We start from the raw sequence: 26,512 nt of genomic DNA, 5'->3' as shown, positions 1-26,512 counted from the left end.
GGCTTTGGTTATCTCTCTATTTTTAACCGGTCCAGCTCGATGAAATCATGCTCCTGACTGTAGGCGGGAACGCCGTGGATCCCGACGTCAAGTCCAACCAGCTCTTCGTCGCGGCTGACACGGATCGGAATCAGCTTGCCGATCACCTTCATAGCCAGCCAGCTCAAGGCGAAGCCCCAGAGACTTACGGTTACAAGTCCTAACGCTTGGATGCCGAGCAGGTTCCAACCGCCGCCATAAAAGAGGCCGTGATAGCCTTGACCCACACCTTCGATCAGCTCCGGCTTGGCGAACAATCCGACGGCCAACGTGCCGATACTTCCGCTTACACCGTGAACAGCAAAGGCGCCGACCGGATCGTCGATTCGCTTGGATTCAAGAAACTCGGTAGCGAACACCATGGCGATACCGCATACTGCGCCGACCAGAATAGCGGCAGCGTCGCTAACGAAAGCGCAGCCTGCCGTAATTCCGACGAGTCCGGCAAGCGACCCGTTGATGACCATTGGCGGATCCGCTTTACGGTAACGGATCATGGTGAACAAGATGCATGCGGCACAGCCCGAAGCGGCGGCCAGCATCGTCGTTACGGCAATATGGCCTATGTTTCCGTTCGTTGCGCTCAGCGTGCTGCCGGAGTTGAAGCCGAACCATCCGAACCAAAGGATGAAAGCGCCAACAGAAGCTAGCGGTAAATTGGAAGGAGGGACAATATTGGGAGTGCCGTTCTCGCTGAACTTACCGATACGCGGGCCCACCAGGATCGCCGCAGCCAGAGCGGAGAAGCCGCCAAGCGCGTGAATGACGGCAGAACCGGCGAAATCGACCATACCGAGGCTGCCCAGCCAGCCGCCGGCACTCCATACCCAGTGTCCTGCGATGGGATAGATGAGGCCCGTCATTGCGATCGTAAACAAAATATAGGCGTGAAAATTGATTCTTTCGGCTACGGCTCCCGAAACGATGGAAATAACGGCAATGACAAAGGCGCATTGAAACAGCCAATATGTGTCATGAGAGATGGAGAGATCGATATGTGTAAGATCTCCTCCCATCAAAAAACCTGTTGTTCCGATTAAACCGCCGGCATCCTTTCCATACATAAGGGCGAAACCGAAGAAGAAAAAGATGAGAGCCCCGAATGCAATATCGACAAAAACCTTCATGATGATGCTGACCGCGTTTTTTTGTCTGACGAATCCAGCCTCCAGCAAGGCAAAGCCGCCTTCCATCAGCAGAATCATCGCAGCGGTAAGGACAACCCAAATGGTATCCAGACCGCTGGCGAGAGTGGCTAAATCCATGAAGCTCATCTCCTTAAAAAAACGTACATTAGATTGAACTGACGCCCCTCATTATACGGTTCTGATGACAACTATGTCAACGAATTACGTAAGAATTAATAACATCAAATGATGGTAGTTCGTATGATCCTTGGCATAGTTGACATCGGCATAATTTTCCCCCAATCCGATCAATCTAATGAGTAGGAAACGAATAGAAAAAGCAGCGGAGGCGAACCGACATGATCCCGATCAACTCGAGCATCGAGAATACGCAAGAGCCTTTTGATAAAATAAGAAATTACTTACATTCGTTTGAATTTGTGCTAGGCGGCAATTGGGATTACGACCATGGCTATTTCGACAGGTATTTGGATGAGGGGCATAAGGTTTGGCTGCGGATCCCGTTCGAGGTGAAGTACGGACGTTTGGAAGGCGATACGGATGCCACCGACGCGGTGATTCGGGTCGGCACGCCTTTTGTCCTGAAGCATGTATATAATGAAGGCCTCGATATGGAAGCGCAAGTACGCACATATGGAGCACTGATTGACCAGTTCCAAGAGCCGGTGGATAAGGATGCTCCTGTAGATGACAAATGGGTTCAGCAGGCGAAAGACCTGTTACAGGAAGTGGAGCGCAGCTGGCTGCACTAATTTTGCTAAGGTTTTACCTCCATTTTATTTAATTTTAAGGTTGCTTTAAGGTTGCGGATGCATGATAAAGTCAAGAATAAAAAACACATCATCCTACATCTTACAATGCTTGAAGATATGAATGGAGGTTTTCTCTATGGACGACAACAACAAAAGAGACTATAGCGATTTTTTCCGCACGCCGGGCGAAGAATCGAACGATAAAGAGCAGCGGTCCGGCACAAGGAAGGACAGCGAAGATCGCGAATCGTATTACTACTCCTACGGACCTTACAAGTCGCAGGAGCCCGTGTCCGAGGAACAGGCAGGTGCAACGCCGGTAGAGGTGACACCGCCTAAGCCGCTCCGCTCGATGAGCTTCTCCTCCTCCGACGAGGGGGCGCCTCGTACGCCGTCCGGTAACGGCAATATGGGGAATTGGCAGTTCGGCCAGCCGAAGAAATCGTCCCGCTTTAAGAGCGCCTTCACGGCTTTCCTTGCGGGGGCCGTCGTCGTCGGCGGACTGATGTTCGCAGCCGATACAACGAACCTGTTTACAGGCACCAAGGGTGTCATGGCAGGCAACGGCAGCTCGAGCAGCTCGGGCTCCGGCAAGCTGGTGAATGACGGCGGGGTGACTTCCACGAACTTAGATCTTGGAAGACCGAACAATATTTCGCAGATGGTGCAGCAGGCCAGCCCCGCTGTCGTGAAGATTGAAACCAAGGTTAAGTCCAAGAGCAGCGGCCGCAGCAGCAATCCGCTCTTCGACGACCCGTTCTTCCGTCAATTTTTCGGAGATGACTTCTTCGGCGGCAGCCGTCAGCAGCAGCCCAATAACAACGATCAGCTGCAGCCAGGCGGGATGGGAACCGGTTTTATTTTCGAAAAATCCGGCTACATCCTGACCAATGAGCATGTCATCGAGGGTGCGGATGAAATTTGGGTGACGGTGCAGGGCTACGATAAGCCGTTCAAAGCAACGCTGCTCGGCAACAGCTACGATCTTGACCTTGCCGCACTCAAGATTGAAGGCGAGAAGGAATTCCCGACGCTTCCGCTCGGCAATGCGAACGATCTCAATGTAGGAGATTGGGTTGTGGCGATCGGTAACCCTTATGGCTTCGACCATACGGTAACCGTAGGTGTGCTCAGTGCAAAGGAGCGTCCGATCTCGATTCCGGATCAGAAGGGTACTAGAAACTATCAGCATTTGCTTCAAACGGACGCCTCGATCAACCCGGGGAACTCCGGCGGTCCTCTGCTGAACACAAATGGCGAGGTGATCGGGATTAACGTTGCGGTGAGCGCGCAGGCGCAAGGTATCGGCTTCGCGATTCCGACAAGCACGGTATCCGCGGTTCTTGATAACCTGAAGAACAACGTGAAGATTCCGAAGGAGCCGATCCCGTATATCGGCGTACAGCTGGCCAACATTGATAAGGATTGGGTGGCGGAGCTGAAGCTGGAGAACACCGACGGCGCCATCATTTCGCAGGTGGAGCGCAGAAGCCCGGCATTCCAGGCGGGTCTAAGACCGTATGACGTCGTAACAGAGGTGAACGGCGCGAAGGTGAAGACGTCCGAGGAGCTTTCCAGCAGCATTAAGAAGCTGAAGGTCGGTGACAAGGTCACTTTAACCGTGATCCGCAATGGTCAGAAGATGCCGATAGATGTTGTCATCGGCGACCGGAACGCCGAGCAGAAGTAACGATTGACATAAAGGGGCAGAGTGCGCAAGGGTAAGCGCCTCTGCCTTTTTTGCCTGACGGATTCGGTTTGGATACAATGAGGGTAAGGCAGGTGTTCAGCAGATGAGAGAAAAAATATTGGTCATTGACGATGATGAGAAAATCACTTCGATGCTCCGTCGCAGCTTGGCGTTCGAAGGGTACATGGTGCTGACGTCCAACCATGGGATGGACGGCTTAAAGCAAATTTTGGAGCATGAGCCGGATGCTGTCATTCTCGACGTAATGATGCCCCAGCTGGATGGCTGGGAGGTGGTTCGCCGCATACGGGAAGGCGGGTTCGAGGTGCCTGTGCTGATGCTCACGGCCAAGGATGAGGTCGCCGACCGGGTGAAGGGACTCGATCTGGGCGCGGACGATTATTTGGTGAAGCCGTTTGCGCTTGAGGAGCTGCTAGCCCGGATTAGGGTTCTTCTGCGGCGCAAGGCAGCCGATAAGACGGATCAGGCAGCAAACCGGCTGCAATTCCAAGAGCTGTTCATGGATCTTGACACGCGCGAGGTATACCGCGGAGGGCAGCGGATTGATCTCACAACGAAGGAGTTCGAGCTGCTGCACCTGTTCATGCAGAATCCGAAGCGTGTACTTTCCCGGGACGTGATCATGGAGAAAATATGGGGCTATGATTACAGCGGAGAGTCTAACGTGCTTGAGGTGTACATTGCCATGCTGAGGCAAAAAACGGAGGAGCATGGCGGCAAGCGAATGATTCAAACCGTCCGTGGCGCCGGCTATGTGCTGCGAGGTGAGGGCTAAATGTCAATTCGGCTTCGGCTTACGCTGTGGTACTCAACCATCCTCGGCGCAACGCTGCTGCTTTTCGGCGTTGGTCTTTATATTTTTCTTCATTATAGTTACTTCAGCAGTCTTGAGGAGGACCTTCAGTCGCAGGCCGCAAGCGTAGAGTCGCGGATTCAGCCGCGGCTTGCCGTTACGCTGAACGGTCTTAGTGTGGATCTTGTCCTGGAGGGGCGCGATTATTTGCGGAGCGGCAATACCTTCTTTCAAGTCGTGAATTTGGGCAACGGAAGAATCAGTAAATCCGCGAATTTGGAAATGTCGGATGTGGAGCTGCCCAAGCTCGATGAGAAAAGAGTGCAGCGGTTGGCGCAGAAGGTAAGTTATTTTGAGACCGTCAAGGTTGATGATATGCGATTTCTTGTTTACAGCTCCCCGCTTTTCGTAGCGCCGGGCGGTGTGCCGCAGCTGGCCGGGGTGATGCAGGCGGCGATTTACTTGGAGCCGCATGAGCGATTTTTTATTATGATGCGGTGGATTCTTGCCGTGACGGCATTGGCTACCATTATCCTTGCCGGTACGGTAGGCTGGTTCCTCGCCCGCAAGGCGCTTCGCCCGATTGACCAGGTCATCGCGGCTGCGAATCAGATTGAGAACGGGACGGATCTGGAGAAGCGGATTGAGTATTATGGTCCCGGAGACGAAATCGGGAGATTAACCAGTACGATTAACGGCATGCTGGGCCGGATTCAAGGAGCGTATACCGAGCTGGAGGAGGCATACCGCACGCAAAGAAGATTCGTGTCCGACGCCTCCCACGAGCTTCGAACGCCGCTCACAACAATTAGAGGCAATGTAGAGCTTCTGGAGAAAATGTGGAAGCAAGCCTCGCTGCTGGCACCGGCCGGCTCTCGGGAGGAGGATCCGAAGCTGGCGCTCTCCCTGGAGGCCATGCATGACATTGCCGGTGAGGCGGAGCGCATGTCGCGTCTTGTCGGGGATTTGCTGTCGCTTGCCCGTGCCGATGCCGGGGTACAGATGGCGAAGTCCGAGGTCGCCATGGACTCCCTGATGGAGGAGATTGCCCGCAAGGCGCAAATGCTCCCCCGCACCGTGGAATGGCAGGTAGGGGATTTGACGGCAGCGGAAGGGGTACAGGTCTGCGGTAACGAGGACTATTTGAAGCAGCTTTTGTTTATTTTTATCGAAAATGCCTTTAAGTACACCGATGAGGGCCATGTTCGCCTTGATACCATGAAGTCAGCGACCCAGATCGGCATCCGGATCTCCGATACGGGCATCGGTATGGACAAAGAAGAGGTGCCCCACATCTTCGAGCGGTTTTACCGTGCTGACGTATCGCGCGGGAAGAAGGCCGGGACAGGCCTCGGTCTGTCGATCGCCAAATGGATCATTGATGAGCACCACGGCTCCATTGAGGTGAAAACCCGCAAAGGGGAAGGAAGCACCTTTGTCATCTGGCTCCCGGTTTCGCAGGGATCCCGTTCCCCGGGCACTGTGATAAACGTGAATTCCCTCTCTTCCGAGAATCGGGTATAATAGATCATATACAAAAATTCGACAGATGAGCAGGTGTCCTTACCATGGATGTAATTAAAATCTCGCCTCGAGGCTATTGCTACGGAGTTGTCGACGCTATGGCGCTGGCAATGCAAACGGCCAAAAATCTTGACCTGCCGAGGCCTGTATATATATTGGGAATGATTGTGCACAACGCGCATGTGACCGAATACTTCGAGAAGGAAGGGATCGTCACGCTGGATGGCCCGAACCGTCTGGATATTTTGGATCAGGTCGAAAAGGGCACGATTATTTTCACGGCGCACGGCGTTTCGCCGGAGGTTCGCCAACGGGCTAGGGAGAAAGGCTTGACCGTGGTGGATGCCACGTGTCCGGATGTGACGAAGACGCATGATCTGATCAAGGAGAAAACGGCCGAGGGCTACCATGTTGTTTACATCGGGAAGAAGGGCCACCCGGAGCCGGAAGGAGCGGTCGGAGTGGCTCCGGGCCGAGTACATTTGATCGAGAAGCTGGAGGAAATCGACTCTCTTCAGCTGGATGACAGCCGAATCATCATTACCAACCAAACGACGATGAGCCAATGGGATATTAAGCATATTATGAGCAAGCTGCTGGAGCGCTTCCCGAAAGCGGAAATTCACAACGAAATTTGTCTTGCCACACAGGTAAGACAGGAAGCGGTGGCGGAGCAGGCGAAGGATGCGGATCTCGTGCTGGTTGTGGGCGACCCGAGGAGCAACAATTCAAACCGTCTCGCACAGGTGTCGGAAGAAATTGCCGGGGTCAAGGCTTACCGCATTGCGGACCTGGGTGAGTTGAAGCGGGAATGGCTCGTGCCGGTAAGGCGAGTTGCCGTCACCTCGGGAGCTTCGACTCCGACACCGATCACGAAGGAGGTCATCAGCTACCTTGAGCAATACCGGAATGATGACCCGAACACCTGGGAGCTTAAGCGGACTGTCAATATGAACCGGTTAATACCTGCCGCGAAGCAGAAGACGGCCGCGGAAGGATAATCATTCGAACTAGAGGCGAGGGAAGGGAGATAACAGAATGGCAATGAATACAGCTAAGAGCAGGAAATCCTTTCACTTGCGAAATGTTCCCCGTTGGTTTCGGCTGCAGTACCTTCAGCTGATCCGGGCGAAGGGAGGCCCCGGCATGGTGGCTATGGGCTTCTCCATCGGTCTGGCAGTAGAGATGTTTACCCTTCCTACCGGAGGCGTTGCCTTCCTTCTGATCTTTCCGCTCGTCTACTTGCTCCGCGCAAGCATGGCCGCGGCGATGATCGGTTTTGTTATCGGGAAGCTGATCTATATTCCGATGACCTTCCTTATGCGCCAAATCGGCGTAGCGGTGCTTCCCAAAGGATTGCAGCATTTGTTATACCACTGGCTCCCGGGCTGGCTGGATCATTTTGTGAAGCTGTATCTCGAATTGTTTGCCGGGGGTGTCATCGTCGGGCCTCTCCTTGGGTTATTGATGTTCTTCCCTGTGAGACAGCTACTGCTGTGGGTCAGCAGACGCCGGGAGGAGAAAAGAAGGCTTCGACGCGCTACGGTACATCTTGTTCCAGGCTCCAACGGATAAGAATAAAATAAAGAAGATATTGACGGAGGGCTGACCTTCGTTGTATATTTACTTTAGTGATTAAAAGCTTAAAAGCGTATAAGCGTCGAAGCGTCTAAGTACGAAAAACTTGTCCAATGGGAGTGGATGTTTATGATAGCGATCATCAATAATAAAACGTCGGAAGAGCGGATTCAAGAAATTGTAGCTCATATTGAGAAGCATGATGTGAAGGCTCATGTATCGCGCGGTGTGGATAGGACGGTCATCGGCATTATCGGGAAGGCGACTCCCGTGCTGGCGGAGCAGATCCGTCAGCTGTCCGGTGTCGAGCAGGTGGTTAAGATTTCGAAGTCTTACAAGCTGGCGAGCCGTGACTTCCATCCCGATAACACCGTGATCAAGATTAAGGATGTAGAGATCGGCGGAGAGCAGCTCGTCATCATGGGCGGCCCGTGTGCGGTGGAAACTCCGGAGCAGATTGATGAAATCGCGCGATTGGTTAAAGCATCGGGAGCTCAAGTGCTTCGCGGAGGAGCCTTCAAACCGAGAACAGGTCCTTACAGCTTCCAAGGAACAGGAGTGGAAGGCCTCGTGATGATGGCGGAAGCCGGCAAGAAACATGGCTTGCTTACGATCACGGAGGTTATGACTCCGGAGTATGTGGATGTGTGTGCGGAATACGCGGATATATTGCAGGTAGGTACCCGCAACATGCAAAATTTCGACCTTCTCCGCAAGCTGGGTACGATCCAAACGCCGGTGCTGCTGAAGCGGGGCTTCAGCGCAACCTACGATGAATTTTTAAATGCGGCGGAATACATCCTGGCAGGCGGAAATCCGAACGTTATGCTTTGCGAGCGCGGAATCCGAACATTCGAAACCTACACGCGCAACACGCTCGATTTATCCGCCATTCCGGTGCTGCAATCGCTTAGTCATCTGCCGGTAATCTCCGATCCAAGCCATGGAACCGGACGCCGGGAGCTGGTGGAACCGATGAGTAAGGCTTCGGTGGCGGCAGGAGCCAACGGATTGATTGTAGAGATGCACACCGATCCCGACAATTCGATGACCGGTGACGGGGTACAGTCGCTCTTCCCGGATCAGTTTGCCCGTCTGATGCAGGATCTGGAGAAGCTGGCTCCGCTTTGCGGGAAGCGTTTTGACACGAAAAAAGAGTCGATTTTGGCCTGATTCCGATATCATATTGTACTAAAAAAGCTTGATTTCCCTGGGGTTATAGGGAGTCAAGCTTTTCGTTTGTACAAAATGTGAACAAACCATGGCTGTATGTCAGCATACCTAACACCTCGATAAAAAATACCTCACATAAGTATTGACGATTCTTGGCGGAACGTTTTATAATATGACCAAGATCAATAAAAAACTTGAACAATACACGAACAAACAAGCAAGAATGTTCGGAATTTAGGAGGTAAGCGAGACCATGTCAGTTCAAAACGTATTAAATATCATCAAAGAAAAAGGTATTGAGTGGGTTGATTTCCGTTTCGTTGATTTGAGCGGCAGAGCACATCACATTTCCCTTCCGGCGGTGGAAGTAGACGAAGCGGTTCTTGGTGAGAACGGCGTAGCATTCGACGGTTCCTCTATCCCTGGCTTCAAAGGTATCGAAGAATCCGACATGGTCATGATTCCGGACACCGAATCCGTGTTTGTAGATCCTTTCACTGCGCATCCGACACTTGTAGTAATGTGTAACATCCACACTCCGGATGGACAGCGTTATGACCGTGACCCGCGCAGCATCGCTCAGAAGGCTGAAGAATATCTTCAAACGACTGGCATCGGTACGACAGCATTCTTCGCTCCTGAGTCCGAGTTCTTCATTTTCGACGAAGTTCGTTTCGAAACAAAGCAAAACACTTCTTCTTTCTTTGTAGATTCCGAAGAGGCTCACTGGAACTCGAACCGTAAGGAAGAAGGAGGCAACCTGGGCTTTAAAGTTGGTCATAAGGGTGGATATGTGCCTGTAGGTCCTACAGACACCCAACAAGATATCCGCAGCGAAATGTGTCGTTTGCTGATGGAATCCGGTCTTCGCATCGAGCGTCATCACCATGAAGTGGCGACTGCCGGTCAAGGCGAGATCAACTTCCGTTTCGATACATTGACTAAGACAGCCGACAACCTGATGAAATATAAGTACATCGTACAAAATACAGCAAGACAATACGGCAAGGTAGCAACCTTCATGCCGAAGCCGATCTTTGGTGACAACGGCAGCGGTATGCACGTTCACCAATCCATCTTCAACGGCGACACTCCTTTGTTCTATGAAAAAGGCGGATACGCTAACCTGAGTGAAATGGCATTGCACTACATCGGCGGTATTCTGTACCATGCACCGGCTCTGATCGCGATCACGAACCCGTCCACGAACTCCTTCAAGCGTCTGGTTCCTGGTTACGAAGCACCAGTTAACCTGGTATTCTCCAAGGGTAACCGTTCTGCAGCAGTTCGTATCCCGGTTGCAGCAGTTACACCGAAGGGCTGCCGCATTGAGTTCCGTACTCCGGACTCCACTGCTAACCCTTACCTTGCTTTCGCAGCTATGCTTCTTGCGGGCCTCGACGGCATCAAGAAGAAAATCGATCCTCGCGCTCTGGGCTACGGTCCGCTCGACAAGAACATCTACGAGCTGTCCGATGCAGAGAAAGGCGAAATCCGCAGCGTTCCAGGTTCCTTGGATGAGGCCCTTAACGCTCTGGAAGCGGACTATGAGTTCTTGACTGAAGGCGGAGTATTCTCCAAAGACTTCATCGACAACTACATCGCTCTGCACCGTGATGCTGCTAAGGCGGTATCCATCCGGATTCATCCGCACGAGTACTCCTTGTACTTCGATCTGTAAGAATCAGCACTTATACGAATATCATATAAGCCTCTGCGGCAAGTGGGCCGCAGAGGCTTTTTGCTAGAAGACATTACTTTCGAAGGGCGGGCTGTCCCTGCAGAGGGAACGTATGCAGGGCATGGTACATCGGTCTGCGCCCGAGATGGCTTTGATAAAGGACGATTTCATTGACTTCCCAGCTCCAGCTGCCGCTCGCGGGGAGGACGGCTTCTTGAGTCCACAGACGCTGGAAGGGTTCAGACCCCACGTATCGGCGGGCAAGCGTAATATGGGGTTTGTAGGGGCGTTCCTCCGGCGCAAAGCCATGTGCTGCTGCAAGCTGCTCTACGCGCCTGTGCATGTGCTTCAGCGCATCCGTGTCGCCATGGACGCCGGCTTGCAGGACGCCGGGTGCTGCGGGCTTGCCGAAGGCGCCGAGCTCTCCAACTGACAGGTGAAAAGTGGACAGGCCGTTAGCAAGCGATGCCAGCTGCTCCTCCAGCTTCTCTTTCATTTTCACCGGGGTACCGCCTAGAAACTTCAAGGTAATATGAAGATCATCGGGATGAACCCATTTTTGAAACGAAAGGCTCGCCTGTAAATCCAGCATGTAGCCCTTAAGCGAGTCCTTCACTCGGGACGGAATCGGGACAGCGATAAACAGCCGTAACTCTGACAAGAATCGGCACGCTCCTTTCGAATGTTCGAACGTTTCCTGAATATTGTAACGGACTACTTGATGCGAAGCGACAAACTTTGCTATCATAGCCATATCCTATATGTAAAGCGAAGGTGTGAAATCAATGACGAAGCGCGCTTACAACTTTAACCCGGGTCCTGCGGCCCTTCCCCTGGAAGTGCTGCAGCAAGCCCAGCAAACATTCGTAGACTACAACGGCATCGGTATGTCGTTAATGGAAATTTCCCACCGCAGCAAAGAGTATGAAGCCTTGAATGCAGAAACGCAAGCGCTCCTTCTGGAGCTGCTCGGTCTGGAATCCGGCTACCAGGTATTGTTCCTCGGCGGTGGCGCGAGCATGCAGTTCTCCATGATTCCGCTCAACTTCTTGAAGCAGGGTAAAGTCGGCAGCTATGTGATTACGGGAAGCTTCTCGGAGAAAGCTTATCAGGACGGCAAGGTCGCAGGTGAGGCTGCCATCGCTGCTTCCAACAAGGAAGGAAACTGGAGAAGCCTGCCTAAGGCATCGGAAATTCAGCTGGATCCGAACTCCGCTTACCTTCACATGACGACAAACAACACGATTGAAGGTTCGCAATTTACGGAAATACCGGATACGGGAAATATTCCGCTGATCGGCGACATGACCAGCGGCATTCTGAGCCGTCCGATCGACGCGAAGAAATTCGGTATGATCTATGCGGGCGCACAGAAGAACCTGGGTCCTTCCGGAGTCACGGTTGCTGTAATTCGTGATGATTTGCTTCAAGAGGAGCCTAAGCATATTCCGGTGATGCTGCGTTATACAACCCATGCGAAGAATCAGTCGCTTTATAACACACCTCCGGTGCATTCCATCTACATGGTGAACCTTGTGCTGAAATGGGTGAAGGAGCAAGGCGGCGTACAGGTGATGGAAAAGCGCAACATCGAGAAGAGCGGATTGATCTATGATGCGATCGATACAAGCGGCGGCTTCTATCAAGGCAATATCGATAAGGACAGCCGTTCCATTATGAACGTGACGTTCCGCTTGCCAAGCGAAGAGCTGGAGAAGAAGTTCGTGAAGGAATCCGAGCAGCACAACTTTGTAGGCTTGGCGGGTCACCGCAGCGTAGGAGGAATCCGGGCATCGGCGTACAACGCCGTTCCTTACGAAGCATGCAAGGCACTGGCGGATTTCATGGTCGATTTCCAGAAGCGTAACGGGTAAGATGCGGATAACTCGCGGCGATGCGAATCGCTCGCGGGTTCTTTTTTTTGCGAACAAAAAAATAAACCCCGGACACACCAAGTGAAGTGCGACGGAGGTTCATTCTATGGTTAGGCCAGTGACTCCTTCACAGCCGGTTCGGTAAGCTTGTATCCGACATTGCGAATGGTCATGATATATTCGGGTGTACGTGCATTCGATTCGATTTTGTCGCGAAGATGGCTGATATGGACATCGACGATACGCGTATCGCCCAGGAAGTGATAATCCCAGACGCCATGAAGCAGCTGCTGGCGGCTCAGCACCTTGCCGCGATGCTTGCATAGGAAAAGCAGCAGGTCAAATTCCTTGGGGGTGAGCTCTATCGGCTCGCCACGGAGCGTTACCTCGCGCTGATCCGGCTGTATCACAATGTGGCCGATGTTGATCGGCGTATTCTCCGCTGCGGAGGGTAGGGTTTGAATGCGGCGCAGAATGGCTTGAATCCGGGAGATCAGCTCCTGCGGACTGAACGGCTTGGTCATGTAATCGTCCGCTCCGTTATCGAGACCGGCGATTTTGTCGGACAGGTCCTGCATGGCGGTCAGCATGATGATTGGCACCAGATTGTTCTGGTTGCGCAGCTTGCGGCATACCTGGATTCCATCCATCTTAGGCAACATCAGATCAAGTACGATCAGGTCAGGACGGAACTGCTGAATGGCTTGGAAGACCGCCTCGCCGTCGTACACGCAATGGACCTCGAAGCCTACAAGCTTCAGGTTAAACTCTATTAACATGGAAATCGAAGGCTCATCGTCGACGACCAAAATTTTTTTCTTCAACATGCCCCGCATACTCCTTTACATTAAGCCTTATGTTCTTATTATGCCAGCCTACTATCATGAGCATATTAAGAAAACGTAAAACGAGTGTAAAATTAGGTCGCGAAATGTAGTATAATGAGTAACGGCAAGCGAGGTGACAAGAAAATTATGGCATTTCATATTGTATTGGTGGAGCCCGAGATCCCTGCGAATACAGGCAATATTTCCCGAACCTGCGCGGCGACGGGCACTTGGCTGCACCTGGTTAGGCCCCTCGGCTTTGACACCGATGACCGCACGCTGAAGCGGGCGGGGCTCGACTACTGGCACTCGGTCAAGCTGGAATACCACGACTCCTTCCAAGAGGTCAAGGAGAAGTATAAGGACGGGCGCTTTTTCTTCGCTACGACGAAGGCGAAGAAGCTCTATACGGATATTGCCTTCCAGGATGGAGATTTCCTCGTATTCGGGAAAGAGACCAAGGGACTTTCGGACGATATTCTACAGGCTCATCCGGAGCAGCTCATGCGGATGCCGATGACAGATGCGGTAAGATCGCTCAATCTGTCGAATTCGGCAGCCATTATCCTTTATGAGGGACTGCGCCAAACCGGGTTTCCCGGCCTATCGTAACCGAAAAATAGGAAAAAACTAGCGGCTCTGGGAAGGAATTTTCACACAAACATCGAATATGAATAGAGGTGTTCTGATTTTTTTTGTGTGAAAAGAGAGGTGAATTAATGATGAAGCCGGCAGGAGTCGTAAGGAAAGTCGATCAGCTGGGGAGAATTGTTCTGCCGAAATCGCTCCGTAAACGGTATCAAATGAATGAAGGTGACCCTGTAGAAATTCTCGTCAGCGGAGATCACATCATCCTCGAGCGTTACCGTCCGCGCTGTGTATTCTGCAGCTCTATGGAGCAAGTTAGCGAGTTCAAGGAAAGACATATTTGTGCCGAATGTCTCGGTGAGATGAAAGGCATTAAGGGCGAACGGAACGAAGTGCTCGGAGAATAAGAAAGCTTCTATCGAATCCCATTCGAGGAAGTACATAAAGAAAAGCATCACACCCTTGTTAAACAGCAAGGAGGTGATGCTTTTTTTCTGTGTGTATTTTGAGAACGCAAATGCAATGCTATTACAGACCCTTTGTTTTGTCATCGTTATATGCAGCGGTAAGAATAGCAACGATAAACATCGCAATCGTCACCATAAAAATCCAGAATGTTGCCGACATGAGAAAGCACCTCCTGCCCTATATTATAACCAACCCATAAGGAAAAGAAAATTATATTTGTGTGAACATTTGGCATCATTTGAAAAATAAAAAGTGCGTCGGCATCAGCCGTAAGCGTCCGTCGGACGGGCGATTGATGACTTGGCCGTCATAGACGAGCGAGGAGGAACCTCCTCCGTCAAGATTATAAGCATCCTTCACCCCGAGCCCGATCAGCTTGTCCTGCAGCTCGGCCAGCGTAGCGCCGGAGTTGCCCTTCTCGTCATAGCCGTCCGTCACAAGAAAGATCAGCTGGTCGTTCTTGAAGCTGCCGACGACCGTTCTTGGGGCCCTCGCGGGGGAGGTTTGCCATTGCGCCGGGATCGGCTGCTTCTTGCCGCCGAGGAGCAGTGTCGGAACGAAGGTGGAGCCGAAGGCCGGCTTCAGCTTGTCCAAATCCGCCTGCCGCGTAAACTTGCCGCCGATCAGCTTGCGGTCGGTGCTCATACCGATGAAGGTCAAGTCATCCGTGCTGGGGAAGAAGCCGTACACATATTTGCCGTTCAAGACGGTTGTGCTCAGCGGATATCGTTTACCGGTTTTGCTGTCGTCGGCAAATCCGCCGGCATTCACACCCGCGACGGCACCGTAACGTCTGGCTGCATCCAATGTCGTTTCGCTGCCTCCGACTTGATCCTTCCCAAGCACCATGCGCATCGCTTTATCCGTTTTGAGATCCACCTTTAGGGCGTAGCCCCGATACCGGGGATCATCGAACGTATAAAGCTTCAGATCGATATTGGCCGAGGAGGTTGAGCGGGTGACCTTGCCGCCCAGCTTGGAGGCAATGCGATTGTCGAATATAAACAGAGGACGTTTCATCGCGGCATCAGCTGAGGTGACCATCCCGGCTACCTCGGAGGCGCTCTTCTCGTAGATTTGATAATATTTTTCAATCGTGCTTCGGGTCACCGTGGCATCCGCCTTCATCTGATCCAGCTTCTGCGAGGCTGTAGTAAAATCGTTCTCCATCGTAAAGGGAGCGGAAGCAGGCTTAGCCAGCTCCGGGAGCTGGACGCTGAAGGTAGAGATCAGCAAGTAGAGCATGGCGCCAAGAAAAGGTGCGACGGCTAAGAGAAAGGTACGGTTCATCTGTTGAATGGGATTCATCATGGCAGCGTCACCTTCTATTGCAGAGCATCCAGGTTCTTCTTCAGCTCGTCCAGCTTCTTCTTCACGTCGGCAAGCTGAGTATAGAGCTGGTTGCTGTTGTCCGTCTTGGAGTTGGCGCTATCCTTCGTGAAAGCTAAAAGCTCGTTGATCGAGTCGATCTTGCTCTGCATGTTCGCCATGTCCGAGGTGATACTGTCCTTGAGCGCACTGATCTGCTTCTCATAATCTGCGTGAGCCGCCGCGAGCTGCGCCTCCGTTTGGCTGGCAAGCTCCTTGGCCAGCTGCTCCTTCAGATGGTCGGTATACAGCTTGGCCCCCAAGACACCTAAGGCGATAAGCAAGGTCCAAGCCATGAACAGGAACATATAGGTTCTCGGTTTTACATTTTTCGGCTTTGCAGCGCGCGCGACGGCCTGGGGAACTCCCGGCTCGAGCGGAGTATTCATGGTTGCTTCACCTTCCTGAATTCATTCGGAGAGAGACCAACCATTTTCTTGAACACCTTGCTAAAATATTTCTCGTCCTCATATCCGACCATCGCCGCTACTTGCGAGATGCGAAGGTTCGGGTTCAGCAGCAGCAGCTTCGCCTTATCGATCCGAATGCTGCTGATATAATCAGACAAATTGATTTGAAATTCTTGTTTGAACTTACGGGAAATATATTCACGGCTCAAGTAAAAATGGTTTGCAATCTCTTGCAGGGTAATATCCTGATGATAATGGTTTTGAATGTACTTTGCAATGTCGAAGATGACGTTGCTTTCCCGGTGCTGAAAGGACAAAAACCGCTTGGACAAGTCGATCAGACTATCGCTAAGCTCCTTCCCCCATAAGTCAATCGACAGCATCCCCTCCGAATCCAGGGGGAGAAAGAAGGCGGCTGCAGTGTCTGCCGACGGCAGCGGAGGCGGCTGCTCCCCGAACAGCTCGGACAGCCAGCGGCTGCGCATTACGTTGTATTCGTACCACCACAGCTCCAGCTGGTCGATGGTGATGGCCTTCAGCTCCCGTACCGCCTGAAGCCATACATCGAGAGACCTGTGGATCTGATCCTCGCTGCCGCTCCGCACGGCAAGATACACACTCTCGCTGTAATCCGTAAAGGATAACAGCTTGCCGGGTGAAGGCGATGCCGGATCGAAGACGTGAACCTCCTTCTGGCCGGACAAGAGGTTGCGCGTGCGAAGGGCTTTCCGGGCTTCCATGTAAGCCTGCGTCATGCCGCTGGGGAAACGTGCTGTCATGCTGACACCGATATCCAAAGTGCTGTAGTAAACGTCATGGATCGCACTTTGGATTCGGGACAGCAACGATTCAGCCCCGGCCAGTCCGGAGAACAACAGCACGGCGATTTCATCCTCGCTGTTCCAGTAGCGGTAGGCAACGCCGCGGCGTTCGCCGCCCTCTATCAATAGTTCGTTGGCAATGTTAGTTAGGGAAAAGAACAGCAGATCCTTATTTGCCGCGAATTTTTCCTTCAATCCCTTGGTCATTGTATCGAGACTGATGATCCCTAAGCGGCATGTCGTAACGGCCGGGCTCAGACCGAATTCCTTCGTTAAAGCCTCAGCATGGGATTCATAGCCGGTAGGCTCTGCGATCAGATTGGATAATATTTTTTCCCAATAAACCGGCTTGAACTGATTTCTTTCAATGTTACGTTCCGTTTGGCGGAGCCTCTCTGCCTCCTCTTGCCGCCACTGCGTTACGGCTTTACTCACGGCGCTCAGCAGCTGATCGGCATCGATCGGCTTTAAGATGTAGTCGACGCTGCCGGCCTTAATCGTATGACGCAGCAGCTCGAAGTCATCGTGCCCGCTGATCACAATGGTCTTGCCGTTGGGGTAATTCTCCTGAAGCCAGTCCAGCAGCTCCACCCCGCTTTTCTGCGGCATCATCATATCGGTGAAAATAAGCTGCGGCCGTTCCCTGACAATCATCCGTGAGGCCTCCAGCCCGTCCTGGGCTTCAAACACCTCTTCGATCCCGAATTGTTCCCAGGGGACGAGCAGCTTGATCGCTTCCCGTACATGCTTCTCATCATCTATGATGATGGCTCTCATTTATGTTCCCTCCCTCTGTCGGACGCACCGGCAGCCACAGCTCGACTCGCAGTCCGGTCGGCTCTTTCCTTGTCAGCCGCATTTCCGCTTCCTTGGTGTAATAAAGCTGCAAACGGAGGAGCACATTCATCAGACCGATGCTCTCTCCTTGCTCGGATTCTCTAGGATGGAGCAAGCGCGTCTGCAGCTCGGCGGCTCCCTCCTCGCTCATTCCTTTGCCGTTATCTTCAATGATAAGCTTAAGGCCGGTTGAATCTTCGCTCCACTGGGCGGCGATATAAATTCGTCCCATACCCAGGCTCGGATCGAACCCATGCTTGAAGTAATTCTCCACAATAGGCTGCAAAATCATCTTAGGAACCGTTACGGACACGGTAGAAGGATCAATCTCGTAGGTAACATCCAGCTCATTCTCAAAGCGCTGCGTTTGCAGCTGCAAATAAGATTTTACATGCTGAAGCTCGCTGCTCAAGGGCACCATCGTTTCATTCGTATTCATGCTGTAACGCATCATTTTGGCGAGCGAAGAGAGCAGGGAATAAATCTTAGGCGCATTGTGCTGCAGGGCCAGGGTTCCTATGGATTGCAAAGAGTTATATAGGAAGTGAGGATTGATCTGGGCCTGCAGCGCCTTAAGCTGATTCGTCTTATTGGCTATCTCCAGACGATACTCCTCAGTTATTAGATTATTGATGGTTTGCATCATAAGCCGAAATCGGTTCGCGAGAATGCCCAGCTCGTCTTGACTTTTGACATGGATATCGACGTTCATATTGCCGGTCTGAATTTGGCTGATATATCGGATTAAGTCTCGAATGGGCGCCGTAAAACGAAACGAGATGACCAGTGTTGCAATAATAACGACAACAAGGAAAAACAGCAGGATTAGCGAATTGAGCTGCGTCAGCTTCCTCGCATTCCGATATAACACCTCATCAGGAACCCGTTTGACCAGAGTCCATTTCATATACGGCGTTTCCATCCGTTCATAAATATGAATGCCCTTGAAGTGATCCTTACTCCATTCGAAGCTGCCCTTCGCCTCTTCCAGCCCGGTAAGATGTGCAACCCATTCCTCTTGCAGCACCTTTCCGGAGAGCTCAGGATCAGGACCGTAAATCACGGTACCTTTTTCATCCAGTATGAAGAGCTCCTCCTCACCCTTGCTGTACAGCTGCTCGCAAATCGTCTTCAGGCGCTCCAAATTCACATCGATAGACAATGTCCCCAGAGTTTGCATTGTCAAGGCATTCACCAGAGCGCGATGGAAGGTAACGACGGCCGTGCCCGGAGGAACGTAAAGACCCTTCACGCCATAGCCATGACTTGCATGGGTTGGCTCGAGGATGACCTCCGCATTCCCGAGCGGAGCCACAATTTTCGGCTCGGGGCCTTCATTCCGCAGAAGGATTCCTTGGACATGAAGATAAGCCTTGTTCGTGCTGGCCACATACAAGTACACCTGGTGAATTTCGCGAAGCGTGCCGGCGATTCGCTGCAGCCCTCGGGTGACCTCCGCCGTGCTCAGATAGTCCCAGCCCAAGCGATTCTCGATGGCTCTATACAACTCTTCGTCGGTATATGGAAACAAAGAGGTTTGCTGCAGGATATTAAAATAATTAATAATGTTGGTCTTTCCCTGAAATATTAAGTTCGAATTTTGCCGGATGGTTTCCGCCGTAATGTTCTGTTTGGTGAAGAAATACGTAATCCAGATCGAGGTGGCGATCGGCAAAATGGTAGCGACTAACAGGAAGAGAATCAGTTTGTTTCGAATGCTGTTTTTTACCATAACGGCAGCTCCTCGAACGACGGGAATAGGCTCAGCGCCATTATTGTATCAGTATAGGTCAATAAATTCCACCTCTTTCGTCACCTGAGTCAGTGTGTCAAAGAGACAGCGGATTTTATACTAGGTGTATACTTTTAATGCAATTTGCCAAAATAAGAAAAGTTTCATAAAGGGGGAAACGTCATGGGATCAAAACGCTCTAGCGAAGGGCTGCAATGGCTGGTGTTTCTTGGACCGGCTGTCGTGTTCTTCTTTATCATTATTGTTATCCCGTTTGTCATGAGCTTGTATTACTCCTTCACGGAGTGGAATGGCGTAACTTCGAACGTCAAGTGGGTAGGTTTCGATAATTTCAAACGCATTCTGGCCGACGATCAAGATTTCCACCGTTCCTTCTGGTTTACTACGCGGTTTACCATAGCAAAGGTATTGCTGGCTAATCTGGTAGGCTTCGGCTTGGCTTTATTGCTGTCTCAAGCGCTTAAATCCAGAAATGTGCTGCGTACCGTATTTTTTATGCCGAACGTCATCGGCGGCTTGCTGCTGGGCTTCATTTGGCAGTTTATTTTCGTCAAGGGCTTTGCGACGCTTGGCGAGTTGACGGATCTTGCGTTCTTTAAGCTCCCTTGGCTCGGTGATGCTCCTACAGCCTTTTGGGGTCTTGTCATCGTAAGCGTATGGCAAACAGCCGGTTACCTGATGGTAATTTATATCGCTGCTCTGGCGAACGTACCCAAAGAGCTGCTTGAGGCCGCTTATATTGACGGAGCGACTCGCTGGGAGACGCTTCGCAAGATTACCATTCCGATGATCATGCCGGCGGTTACGGTATGTTTGTTCCTTGCCATTTCCTGGGCATTCAAAATGTACGACTTGAACGTGTCTTTGACCAAAGGCGGTCCGTTCAATTCCACGGAATCCGTAGCGCTGAACATTTATGAAGAAGCGTTCCGCAATAACCGGTACGGCTTAGGTACAGCGAAGGCCGTGATCTTCTTCATCGTCGTTGCCCTGATCACTATGGTTCAGGTGACATTGACGAAGCGTAAGGAGGTGGAGGTGTAATGAACAAAAGTTCTTACGGCGGCAAGCTGCTCGTTCTTGAAATCATCGGGATTATCATCGGCATTTTGTTCCTGGTCCCGTTCTATTTTGTCATTGTGAACTCCATGAAAACCTTCTCGGAGCTGCTGATCAACTCCGCCAATTTGCCGAGCTCCTTATACTTCGGCAACTATATGAAGGTATGGACGATCATGAAGTTTCCCAAGGTGTTCACCAACTCCTTGCTCATTACAGTGTTCAGTAACCTCGGATTGGTTCTGATCAGCTCGATGGCAGCGTATCGTCTGGTTCGTCGTCCGACGAAGCTCAATAACACCATCTTCATGCTGTTCGTTGCTGCGATGGTCATTCCGTTCCAATCCATCATGATTCCGCTCGTTCGGGTAGCCAGTGAAGTGGGGCTCATGGACAGCCGCATCGGCTTGATGATTTGTTACTTTGGCTTCGGGGTTTCCCTGAACGTGTTCTTGTACCATGGCTTTATCAAATCGATTCCGCTTGAAATAGAAGAATCGGCAAGGGTAGACGGCTCGTCCCCATACGGTGTATTCTGGAGAATCGTATTCCCGCTGCTGAAGCCGATGACGGTTACGATCATCATTCTGAACAGCTTGTGGATTTGGAACGATTTCCTGCTCCCGTCCCTTGTGCTGAGCAACCCGGATCTGCGGACAATCCCGCTCGCAACGTTCTCCTTCTTCGGTCAATATACGAAGCAATGGGATCTGGCGCTGGCCGCCCTGGTCCTCGGGGTGCTGCCGATCATCATCTTCTTCTTGGCTATGCAGAAATATATTATTGAAGGCATTACGGCCGGTTCCGTTAAAGGATAGGTTTTCAAATCGGAAAAATTGGAAAAACAATATTCTCCACCTTTTCGTTCAATATTCTCGGTGTTCGGAAGGGTGGAGCTCAAGCTACAATGACATCACAAGGAAAATCAAGCGTTTTCAAATACAAGCGATTGCAAGAAAAAGAGGTCGGCCTCGGTCGATCGATTTTCTTTCAATAAATGTTAGGTAAATAACACATACTAAGTGAAAAGATTAGGGGAGGTACCACAATGAAGATGAAGAAAGTGGTTAGCCTTAGCTTGGCATCCGTCATGGCTCTGACCTTGGCGGCAGGCTGCGCAAAGAAAGAAGAGACTCCGAATGCAGGTGGAGCGGCAGGCGGCGCAGCAGGCGGGAAAAATGTAACGCTGAAAATGTTCCAGTTTAAAGTAGAAATCGCCGAACCGCTTGCCAAGCTGGTAGCGGAATATGAGAAGCAGAATCCGGGCGTGAAGATCCAAATCGAAACGGTCGGCGGCGGCTCCGATTACGGTGCGGCTCTGATGGCGAAGTTTAACTCCGGCGACAAGCCTGATATCTTCAATAACGGCGGCTTCGCCGATATGGAAAAATGGCTCGAGCACCTCGAAGATCTCTCCGATCAGCCATGGGTAAAGGATCTTGTCCCTGTAGCGAAGGAGCCAATGACAAAAGCAGGCAAGCTCTACGGCCAGCCGCTGAACCTGGAAGGCTACGGCTTCCTGTATAACAAGGATCTGTTCGCTCAAGCAGGCATCACCGAAACGCCTAAGACGTACTCCCAGCTGGAGGATGCTGCGAAGAAGCTGCAAGCGAAGGGCATTACGCCATTCGTTAACGGCTACGGCGAGTGGTGGGTACTTGGAAATCACTTCGTGAATCTTCCTTTCGCGTATCAGCCGGATCCGAATGCATTCATCGACGGCTTGAACAAGGGCACTGCCAAAATTCCGGGTAATGCGGCATTCGATAACTGGGTGAAGCTGCTTGACCTTCAGCTTACTTACGGAAACAAGAACCCGCTGCAAACGGACTACAAAACGCAGGTTACCGAGTTTGCTACCGGGAAAGCGGCTATGACGCAGCAAGGGAACTGGACGCAGCTTCAGCTGACCGAAACGAATAAAAACCTGAAGGTGGGCTTCCTGCCTATGCCGATCAGCGATGATGCGGCGGCGAATGACAAATTGCCTGTTGGCGTACCGAACAACTGGGTAATCAACAAGAACTCCCCTAACAAGGAAGAAGCCAAGAAGTTCTTGAACTGGCTTGTTACTTCCGACACAGGGAAAAAATATATTGTCGAGCAATTCAAGTTCATCCCTGCATTCACGACCATTCCTGCTGACCCTGCGATCCTCGGACCGTTGGCCGGCGACATCGTGACATACTCCAAAGCGAACAAGACGCTTAGCTGGAACTGGTTTAAGTTCCCGGGCGGCGAAGCTTCCTCCAAGAAGTTCGCGGCTTCGATCCAAGCTTACATCGCGAAGCAGAAAACGAAGGACCAAATGCTGACGGAGTTCCAGTCAACCTGGGATAGCCTGAAGAAGTAATAACAGCGATTGAAGCCCCGGCCTAACGGCCGGGGCTTTTCTTTTGCATGTAAAGCGAGTGTAAAGCGCAAGGATGACGAACAGAAGAGTATAGGGCGGGCAGTGTGCGCTGAAGGTGGAAATATGGCGTTATATCCCTGTATAAGAGCGATTATGGCATTTAACACGCAGACCTGCAGGCTGTTACAATGATCAAAAGAGCAAGGCAGCCTTCATGAGCCTGAAACAGGCAGGCTGCCCTACAGGGGCTGACGGGATGGCATTACCGGTGATAAGCTGGCTGGAGTCGAGAAGATCAGGGATTCCGCCGGAGAAGCGTTTGTCGAAGGATGCCGTCACGGCATTATTTATTCATTTTTGCTTTCAGTTCGGAGCCTCGATGTCGGGCGTGTTCCTGATGCTGTATTTGTGGCGGCTCACTCACAGCTTGTGGATTAACGGCATGTACAACATCGTCAACTATGCCATCGCTCCACTCGCTTTTGCCATTGGAGGCTACATTATTAAACGCAGGGACCGGATGGTGACCTATCGGATCGGCATCGGACTGATTGCCTTGTTTTATTTATGCGTCATTATGGCGGGAGAGCGTGTAGTCGATTACTATGTCATTTTTGCGATATTCGGGGGATTATCCGGTTCGTTCTATTGGGCCGGGTACTTGACTCTCATGTATGACGTTTCTACGGACCAGAACCGCATTCGCTTTCTGGCGATCAACAGTATTGTGTTCACTTTGGCCGGTCTGATCGGACCTGCACTTGCCGGATTTCTGATTAAAGTGAATGAGGGGCTGACAGGATATACAATCGTATTTTCCATTTCCTTTATGATGTTCCTCGCAGCGGCGCTGGGGAGTCTTAAGATTCAGTCGAAGGAATCGCACCACAAGGCCTACTACTTGAAATATGTCGGGCTGTTGATGCGCCGTGAGCCGGATTGGCTGAAGGCTTTGTTCGCTTTTGCCCTGATGGGGCTGTTCCAAGGGCTGATGCTTTTCCTCCCGAGTATTCTACTGTTTGAGATTGTGGGCCGTGAGGATTTGGTAGGCTATTTGGGGGTGCTGTATGCGAGCTTGGGGATCGGGACGGGCCTTTTCATCTCCAGGTACGGCTCGGAGAGCCTGGCGAAGCGATTTGTGCTAGTGTCCACGATCGGTTTTTTACTGGGGACGTTGTTTATTATTTGGAAAATGAGCCTCTTCACGGTGATTGCTTTCATGGTGCTATATTCGGTTTGCGCTCCGCTTCAGGGTAACACGGTGACTTCCTATTATTACCGGCTCATGGGAGCCTTGCCGCTGAAGGGACAGCTTCGGGTGGAATCGGTCGTTATGAGGGAAGTATTCCTCAATACCGGAAGAGTGGTTTCCATCGTGCTCATGCTGCTGGTTACGGGCTACCTGGGCAATGAGACGCTTCCCTGGGTTCTATCGGCAACCTCCCTTATGCAGGTCGGGCTGGTATGGCTGCTAAGCCGTAACGCCGATGCTGAGGATGCTGCGGCTGGGGTACGGGGGCAGGAATCGCCGCAAGGGAAGAGCACGACTGTGTAATTTTGCTAAAGGTTTCGATAAGGTCCGCTGCATGGAGCGGTCTGGGAGGGGGATAAACTAAAGGCAAACCTGGTGAAAGGCGGTTGCCTTGAATGTTCGATTGTGTTGTGGTGGGCGGCGGAATTGCCGGACTGCAGGCTTCCATCCAATTGGGACGGTATCAGCATAAGGTGCTGGTGATTGACAAAGGACGCGGACGTTCCACGCTGTGCAGGAGCTATCATAATTTGCTGGGCTACCCGGAGGGGGTGTCCGGCGAGGAGCTGCGGAGGGTCGGCCGGCTGCAGGCAGAGAGTCTCGGCGTCAGGTTTCAGGAATGCGAGGTCATCGCAGCAGCCAAGGATGGCGATACGATCGAAATTGCTTGCGCGGACGGCGGAATCCATCGGGCTCAAACGCTGCTCATCGCTACAGGCGTGCTGGATCGTTACCCGTCGATCCCGGGCCTTGAGCCCTGCTTAGGGCTCACGATATATGTATGCCCCGACTGCGACGGCTACGAGGTTCGGGATAAGATGACGCTGGTGCTCGGCTCCGGGGATGTCGGTTCCAGCATTGCTGTGGGGCTCCGCGACTTCACCGATCGGTTGATCTATATCAATCATGAGCGGAAAATTGTCGGCAGCGAGAAGCTGGATAAGCTGAAGGAGCTCGGGATCGGCTACGAGGAGGCGGAGATCGCCGAGGTGCTGCTGAAGGGGGATGCCGAGCAAGGGCAGCTGTCCGGCGTCAAACTGGCGGACGGCAGAATCATTGAAGCGGAGCGTGCCTTCCTGGGCTTCGGGGGCAATCAGGTGTTTTCCGATCCGTTCGTCTCTCTCGGCGTTGAGCGGATGGAGAATCGGCATATTGTGACCGACCCCCGAACGAAGATGACCAGCGTCACCGGTGTATGGGCAGCCGGCGATGTGGGTGTTCACGCGGAGCAGGTCAGCATAGCGATGGGAGAAGGGGCGCAGGCGGCCATCTGGATTCATAAGGACCTGATGAAACGCAAAGCAAGGGCAAGGTCCGCTGTAACCGTATAGTACGGGCTCGAAATAACCTCAGACGTGAGCTCTGAGGTTATTTGGCGAGCTGGCCGTGGTTACTTGGATACGGCTGCCTGCTGCTCGGGAAGCGCCTCAGGCAATGTTTCGAGCACATGAGCATACGTCTCAAGCGCTTGCTCGCCTTGCGGAGTCAGTCGGTATACCCCGCGCTCCACGCGCTCATACCAGCGGTATACATTCCTCTGAAGGAAAGCAGCTGCGTGGCTGTTGCCGGTTAGGCCCTTTAATCTGCGCGGACTGAGCGGCCCATGGAGCTGCAGCATCAGCGCCAGATGAAGCGCCTTCTCCCGGTAGGCGGTGACCAGCTTGCGCTGCGTGCTCCCTCCGACGTTGTAATCGGCGCGTCTCTCGTGGAATTCTTGGACGAGCCGGGTGGCTACACGTTTATTATGACGCGGCAACAGCAGCTCCTGCCGCTCTGCCGGCGGGTAACATTCCACCTGCAAGCGGGGCTTGCGGGTTTTGTAGAACTGAACCGTCATCATCCCGATGCCCAGCATGCCGCATAGCTTACGCAGCTCCGGCCAGCTGGCTCCATGCGGTGCTTTCCCCTTGTTGGGCAGCTCGAAGGCTACATAGACATTGCGGCTGATCTTAAGCCGATCGATCGCCTGCAGCAGCAGCGGAATCGAGAAGCTCTTCTTCAGCTCGACGATGAGGGGAGCCTCATCCTCGCGCATGGCTACGAGATCACAGTGGTTCACTTCGCCGCGCACACGGTACCCGAGCTCCTCGAGATAGGCTTTGACAGGAGCGTACAGCTCCGTTTCACTTTTTATCGGCAAGGTGTGACGCCCCTTTCTCTGCGGTGTATTTCTCTTTGCATTATAGCACACCGTCTCTTGAAGCATTATAGGTTCCTTTACAAAAAGAGCGTCCCTCCGGGTCGCTCTTTTAAAATTGTTTAAAATTTTCGGTCAACTTCTTTCCTCTTTCTGCATAGGTATTTAATACACTTCTTTCGAAGAAGAAGAGCTAACGCGTTAGCCGAAGAGGCAGTCAATTGTCAAACCTGTAAAGCGTCCATGCACGGAATGCACCCAGTCCAGCTTCCTTTGACCGGCGCATGTTTGAAGAGTACCTATTGTTTTTTTGCTCAAGCAGTCGGAGTCACACGCATTTGTCAAACCCCGTAGCCAATGCTTACA

At 52.1% G+C, this 26,512-nt stretch carries 24 protein-coding genes; 16 read left to right on the top strand and 8 right to left on the bottom strand.

Annotation, left to right across the window (positions count from 1 at the left end):
- Positions 1-8: 8 nt before the first annotated feature.
- A complete protein-coding gene (locus QMO62_RS12685; RefSeq protein ID WP_284641322.1) occupies positions 9-1,304 on the bottom strand; it encodes an ammonium transporter in 1,296 nt (431 codons plus the stop codon).
- A gap of 221 nt (positions 1,305-1,525) precedes the next feature.
- Between QMO62_RS12685 and QMO62_RS12680 the strand changes: the two genes are divergently transcribed.
- The 8 genes from QMO62_RS12680 (at position 1,526) to glnA (ending at position 10,399) form a co-directional block, all read left to right on the top strand.
- Complete coding sequence (locus QMO62_RS12680) at positions 1,526-1,939, top strand: YugN-like family protein (RefSeq protein ID WP_284641321.1); 414 nt, start codon at positions 1,526-1,528, stop codon at positions 1,937-1,939.
- Between the two features lie 136 nt (positions 1,940-2,075).
- A complete protein-coding gene (locus QMO62_RS12675) occupies positions 2,076-3,629 on the top strand; it encodes a S1C family serine protease (protein ID WP_284641320.1) in 1,554 nt (517 codons plus the stop codon).
- Between the two features lie 103 nt (positions 3,630-3,732).
- Positions 3,733-4,425, top strand: coding sequence for a response regulator transcription factor (locus tag QMO62_RS12670; protein ID WP_284641319.1), 693 nt, complete (start codon positions 3,733-3,735; stop codon positions 4,423-4,425).
- Positions 4,426-5,967, top strand: coding sequence for a sensor histidine kinase (locus QMO62_RS12665; protein ID WP_284641318.1), 1,542 nt, complete (start codon positions 4,426-4,428; stop codon positions 5,965-5,967). It begins immediately after the preceding gene.
- 44 nt (positions 5,968-6,011) lie between these two features.
- Positions 6,012-6,968 (top strand): 4-hydroxy-3-methylbut-2-enyl diphosphate reductase, encoded by a 957-nt coding sequence (locus tag QMO62_RS12660; RefSeq protein WP_284641317.1) that lies wholly within the window; start codon positions 6,012-6,014, stop codon positions 6,966-6,968.
- A 37-nt stretch (positions 6,969-7,005) separates the two neighbouring features.
- Positions 7,006-7,542 carry a DUF2062 domain-containing protein gene (locus QMO62_RS12655; RefSeq protein ID WP_348651702.1) on the top strand — a complete coding sequence of 179 codons (537 nt, stop codon included), beginning with the start codon at positions 7,006-7,008 and terminating at the stop codon, positions 7,540-7,542.
- A gap of 132 nt (positions 7,543-7,674) precedes the next feature.
- Complete coding sequence (aroF, locus tag QMO62_RS12650) at positions 7,675-8,718, top strand: 3-deoxy-7-phosphoheptulonate synthase (protein ID WP_284641316.1); 1,044 nt, start codon at positions 7,675-7,677, stop codon at positions 8,716-8,718.
- A 253-nt stretch (positions 8,719-8,971) separates the two neighbouring features.
- Positions 8,972-10,399 (top strand): type I glutamate--ammonia ligase, encoded by a 1,428-nt coding sequence (gene glnA / locus QMO62_RS12645; protein WP_284641315.1) that lies wholly within the window; start codon positions 8,972-8,974, stop codon positions 10,397-10,399.
- Between the two features lie 73 nt (positions 10,400-10,472).
- On the opposite strand, the gene thpR is transcribed toward glnA, so the two are convergent.
- Complete coding sequence (thpR, locus tag QMO62_RS12640; protein ID WP_284641314.1) at positions 10,473-11,060, bottom strand: RNA 2',3'-cyclic phosphodiesterase; 588 nt, start codon at positions 11,058-11,060, stop codon at positions 10,473-10,475.
- A gap of 124 nt (positions 11,061-11,184) precedes the next feature.
- On the opposite strand from thpR, the gene serC reads away from it, so the two are divergent.
- Positions 11,185-12,273: a 3-phosphoserine/phosphohydroxythreonine transaminase gene (serC, locus tag QMO62_RS12635; RefSeq protein ID WP_284641313.1), complete on the top strand. Its 1,089-nt coding sequence runs from the start codon at positions 11,185-11,187 to the stop codon at positions 12,271-12,273.
- Between the two features lie 110 nt (positions 12,274-12,383).
- Here the strand turns inward: serC and QMO62_RS12630 are convergent, their stop codons facing one another.
- Positions 12,384-13,100 (bottom strand): response regulator, encoded by a 717-nt coding sequence (locus QMO62_RS12630; protein ID WP_284641312.1) that lies wholly within the window; start codon positions 13,098-13,100, stop codon positions 12,384-12,386.
- A 147-nt stretch (positions 13,101-13,247) separates the two neighbouring features.
- Here QMO62_RS12630 and trmL point away from each other — a divergent pair, with 147 nt between their 5' ends.
- Positions 13,248-13,712 (top strand): tRNA (uridine(34)/cytosine(34)/5-carboxymethylaminomethyluridine(34)-2'-O)-methyltransferase TrmL, encoded by a 465-nt coding sequence (gene trmL / locus QMO62_RS12625; protein ID WP_284641311.1) that lies wholly within the window; start codon positions 13,248-13,250, stop codon positions 13,710-13,712.
- Positions 13,713-13,822: 110 nt separating this feature from the next.
- Positions 13,823-14,095 (top strand): AbrB/MazE/SpoVT family DNA-binding domain-containing protein, encoded by a 273-nt coding sequence (locus QMO62_RS12620; RefSeq protein WP_284644932.1) that lies wholly within the window; start codon positions 13,823-13,825, stop codon positions 14,093-14,095.
- A 295-nt stretch (positions 14,096-14,390) separates the two neighbouring features.
- Here the strand turns inward: QMO62_RS12620 and QMO62_RS12615 are convergent, their stop codons facing one another.
- Genes QMO62_RS12615 through QMO62_RS12600 form a run of 4 tightly spaced genes read right to left on the bottom strand, consistent with a single transcriptional unit; the run spans position 14,391 to position 19,324 of the window.
- Positions 14,391-15,464, bottom strand: a complete 1,074-nt coding sequence (locus tag QMO62_RS12615; protein ID WP_284644931.1) for a phosphodiester glycosidase family protein — start codon at positions 15,462-15,464, stop codon at positions 14,391-14,393.
- Between the two features lie 17 nt (positions 15,465-15,481).
- Positions 15,482-15,913, bottom strand: a complete 432-nt coding sequence (locus QMO62_RS12610; RefSeq protein WP_284641310.1) for a hypothetical protein — start codon at positions 15,911-15,913, stop codon at positions 15,482-15,484.
- Positions 15,910-17,532: a response regulator gene (locus QMO62_RS12605; protein WP_284641309.1), complete on the bottom strand. Its 1,623-nt coding sequence runs from the start codon at positions 17,530-17,532 to the stop codon at positions 15,910-15,912. Before QMO62_RS12605 ends, QMO62_RS12610 begins: the two co-directional genes overlap by 4 nt.
- Positions 17,510-19,324 (bottom strand): sensor histidine kinase, encoded by a 1,815-nt coding sequence (locus tag QMO62_RS12600; RefSeq protein ID WP_284641308.1) that lies wholly within the window; start codon positions 19,322-19,324, stop codon positions 17,510-17,512. Before QMO62_RS12600 ends, QMO62_RS12605 begins: the two co-directional genes overlap by 23 nt.
- A 183-nt stretch (positions 19,325-19,507) precedes the next feature.
- Between QMO62_RS12600 and QMO62_RS12595 the strand changes: the two genes are divergently transcribed.
- The 5 genes from QMO62_RS12595 (at position 19,508) to QMO62_RS12575 (ending at position 25,340) form a co-directional block, all read left to right on the top strand.
- A complete protein-coding gene (locus QMO62_RS12595) occupies positions 19,508-20,389 on the top strand; it encodes a carbohydrate ABC transporter permease (protein WP_284641307.1) in 882 nt (293 codons plus the stop codon).
- Positions 20,389-21,222, top strand: coding sequence for a carbohydrate ABC transporter permease (locus QMO62_RS12590; protein WP_284641306.1), 834 nt, complete (start codon positions 20,389-20,391; stop codon positions 21,220-21,222). The genes QMO62_RS12595 and QMO62_RS12590 overlap by 1 nt, the downstream gene beginning before the upstream one ends.
- A gap of 236 nt (positions 21,223-21,458) precedes the next feature.
- Positions 21,459-22,757 (top strand): ABC transporter substrate-binding protein, encoded by a 1,299-nt coding sequence (locus QMO62_RS12585; protein WP_372516717.1) that lies wholly within the window; start codon positions 21,459-21,461, stop codon positions 22,755-22,757.
- Between the two features lie 214 nt (positions 22,758-22,971).
- Positions 22,972-24,312: an MFS transporter gene (locus QMO62_RS12580; RefSeq protein WP_284641304.1), complete on the top strand. Its 1,341-nt coding sequence runs from the start codon at positions 22,972-22,974 to the stop codon at positions 24,310-24,312.
- Between the two features lie 92 nt (positions 24,313-24,404).
- Positions 24,405-25,340: an NAD(P)/FAD-dependent oxidoreductase gene (locus QMO62_RS12575; RefSeq protein ID WP_284641303.1), complete on the top strand. Its 936-nt coding sequence runs from the start codon at positions 24,405-24,407 to the stop codon at positions 25,338-25,340.
- A 59-nt stretch (positions 25,341-25,399) separates the two neighbouring features.
- On the opposite strand, the gene QMO62_RS12570 is transcribed toward QMO62_RS12575, so the two are convergent.
- A complete protein-coding gene (locus QMO62_RS12570) occupies positions 25,400-26,149 on the bottom strand; it encodes a DUF2161 domain-containing phosphodiesterase (protein WP_284641302.1) in 750 nt (249 codons plus the stop codon).
- Positions 26,150-26,512: the final 363 nt, after the last annotated feature.

Source organism: Paenibacillus silviterrae (assembly GCF_030167925.1).
Classification (GTDB): domain Bacteria; phylum Bacillota; class Bacilli; order Paenibacillales; family NBRC-103111; genus Paenibacillus_G; species Paenibacillus_G silviterrae.
Note: the sequence above shows the minus strand (reverse complement) of the source record. Positions and strands in the feature narration are given on the sequence as shown.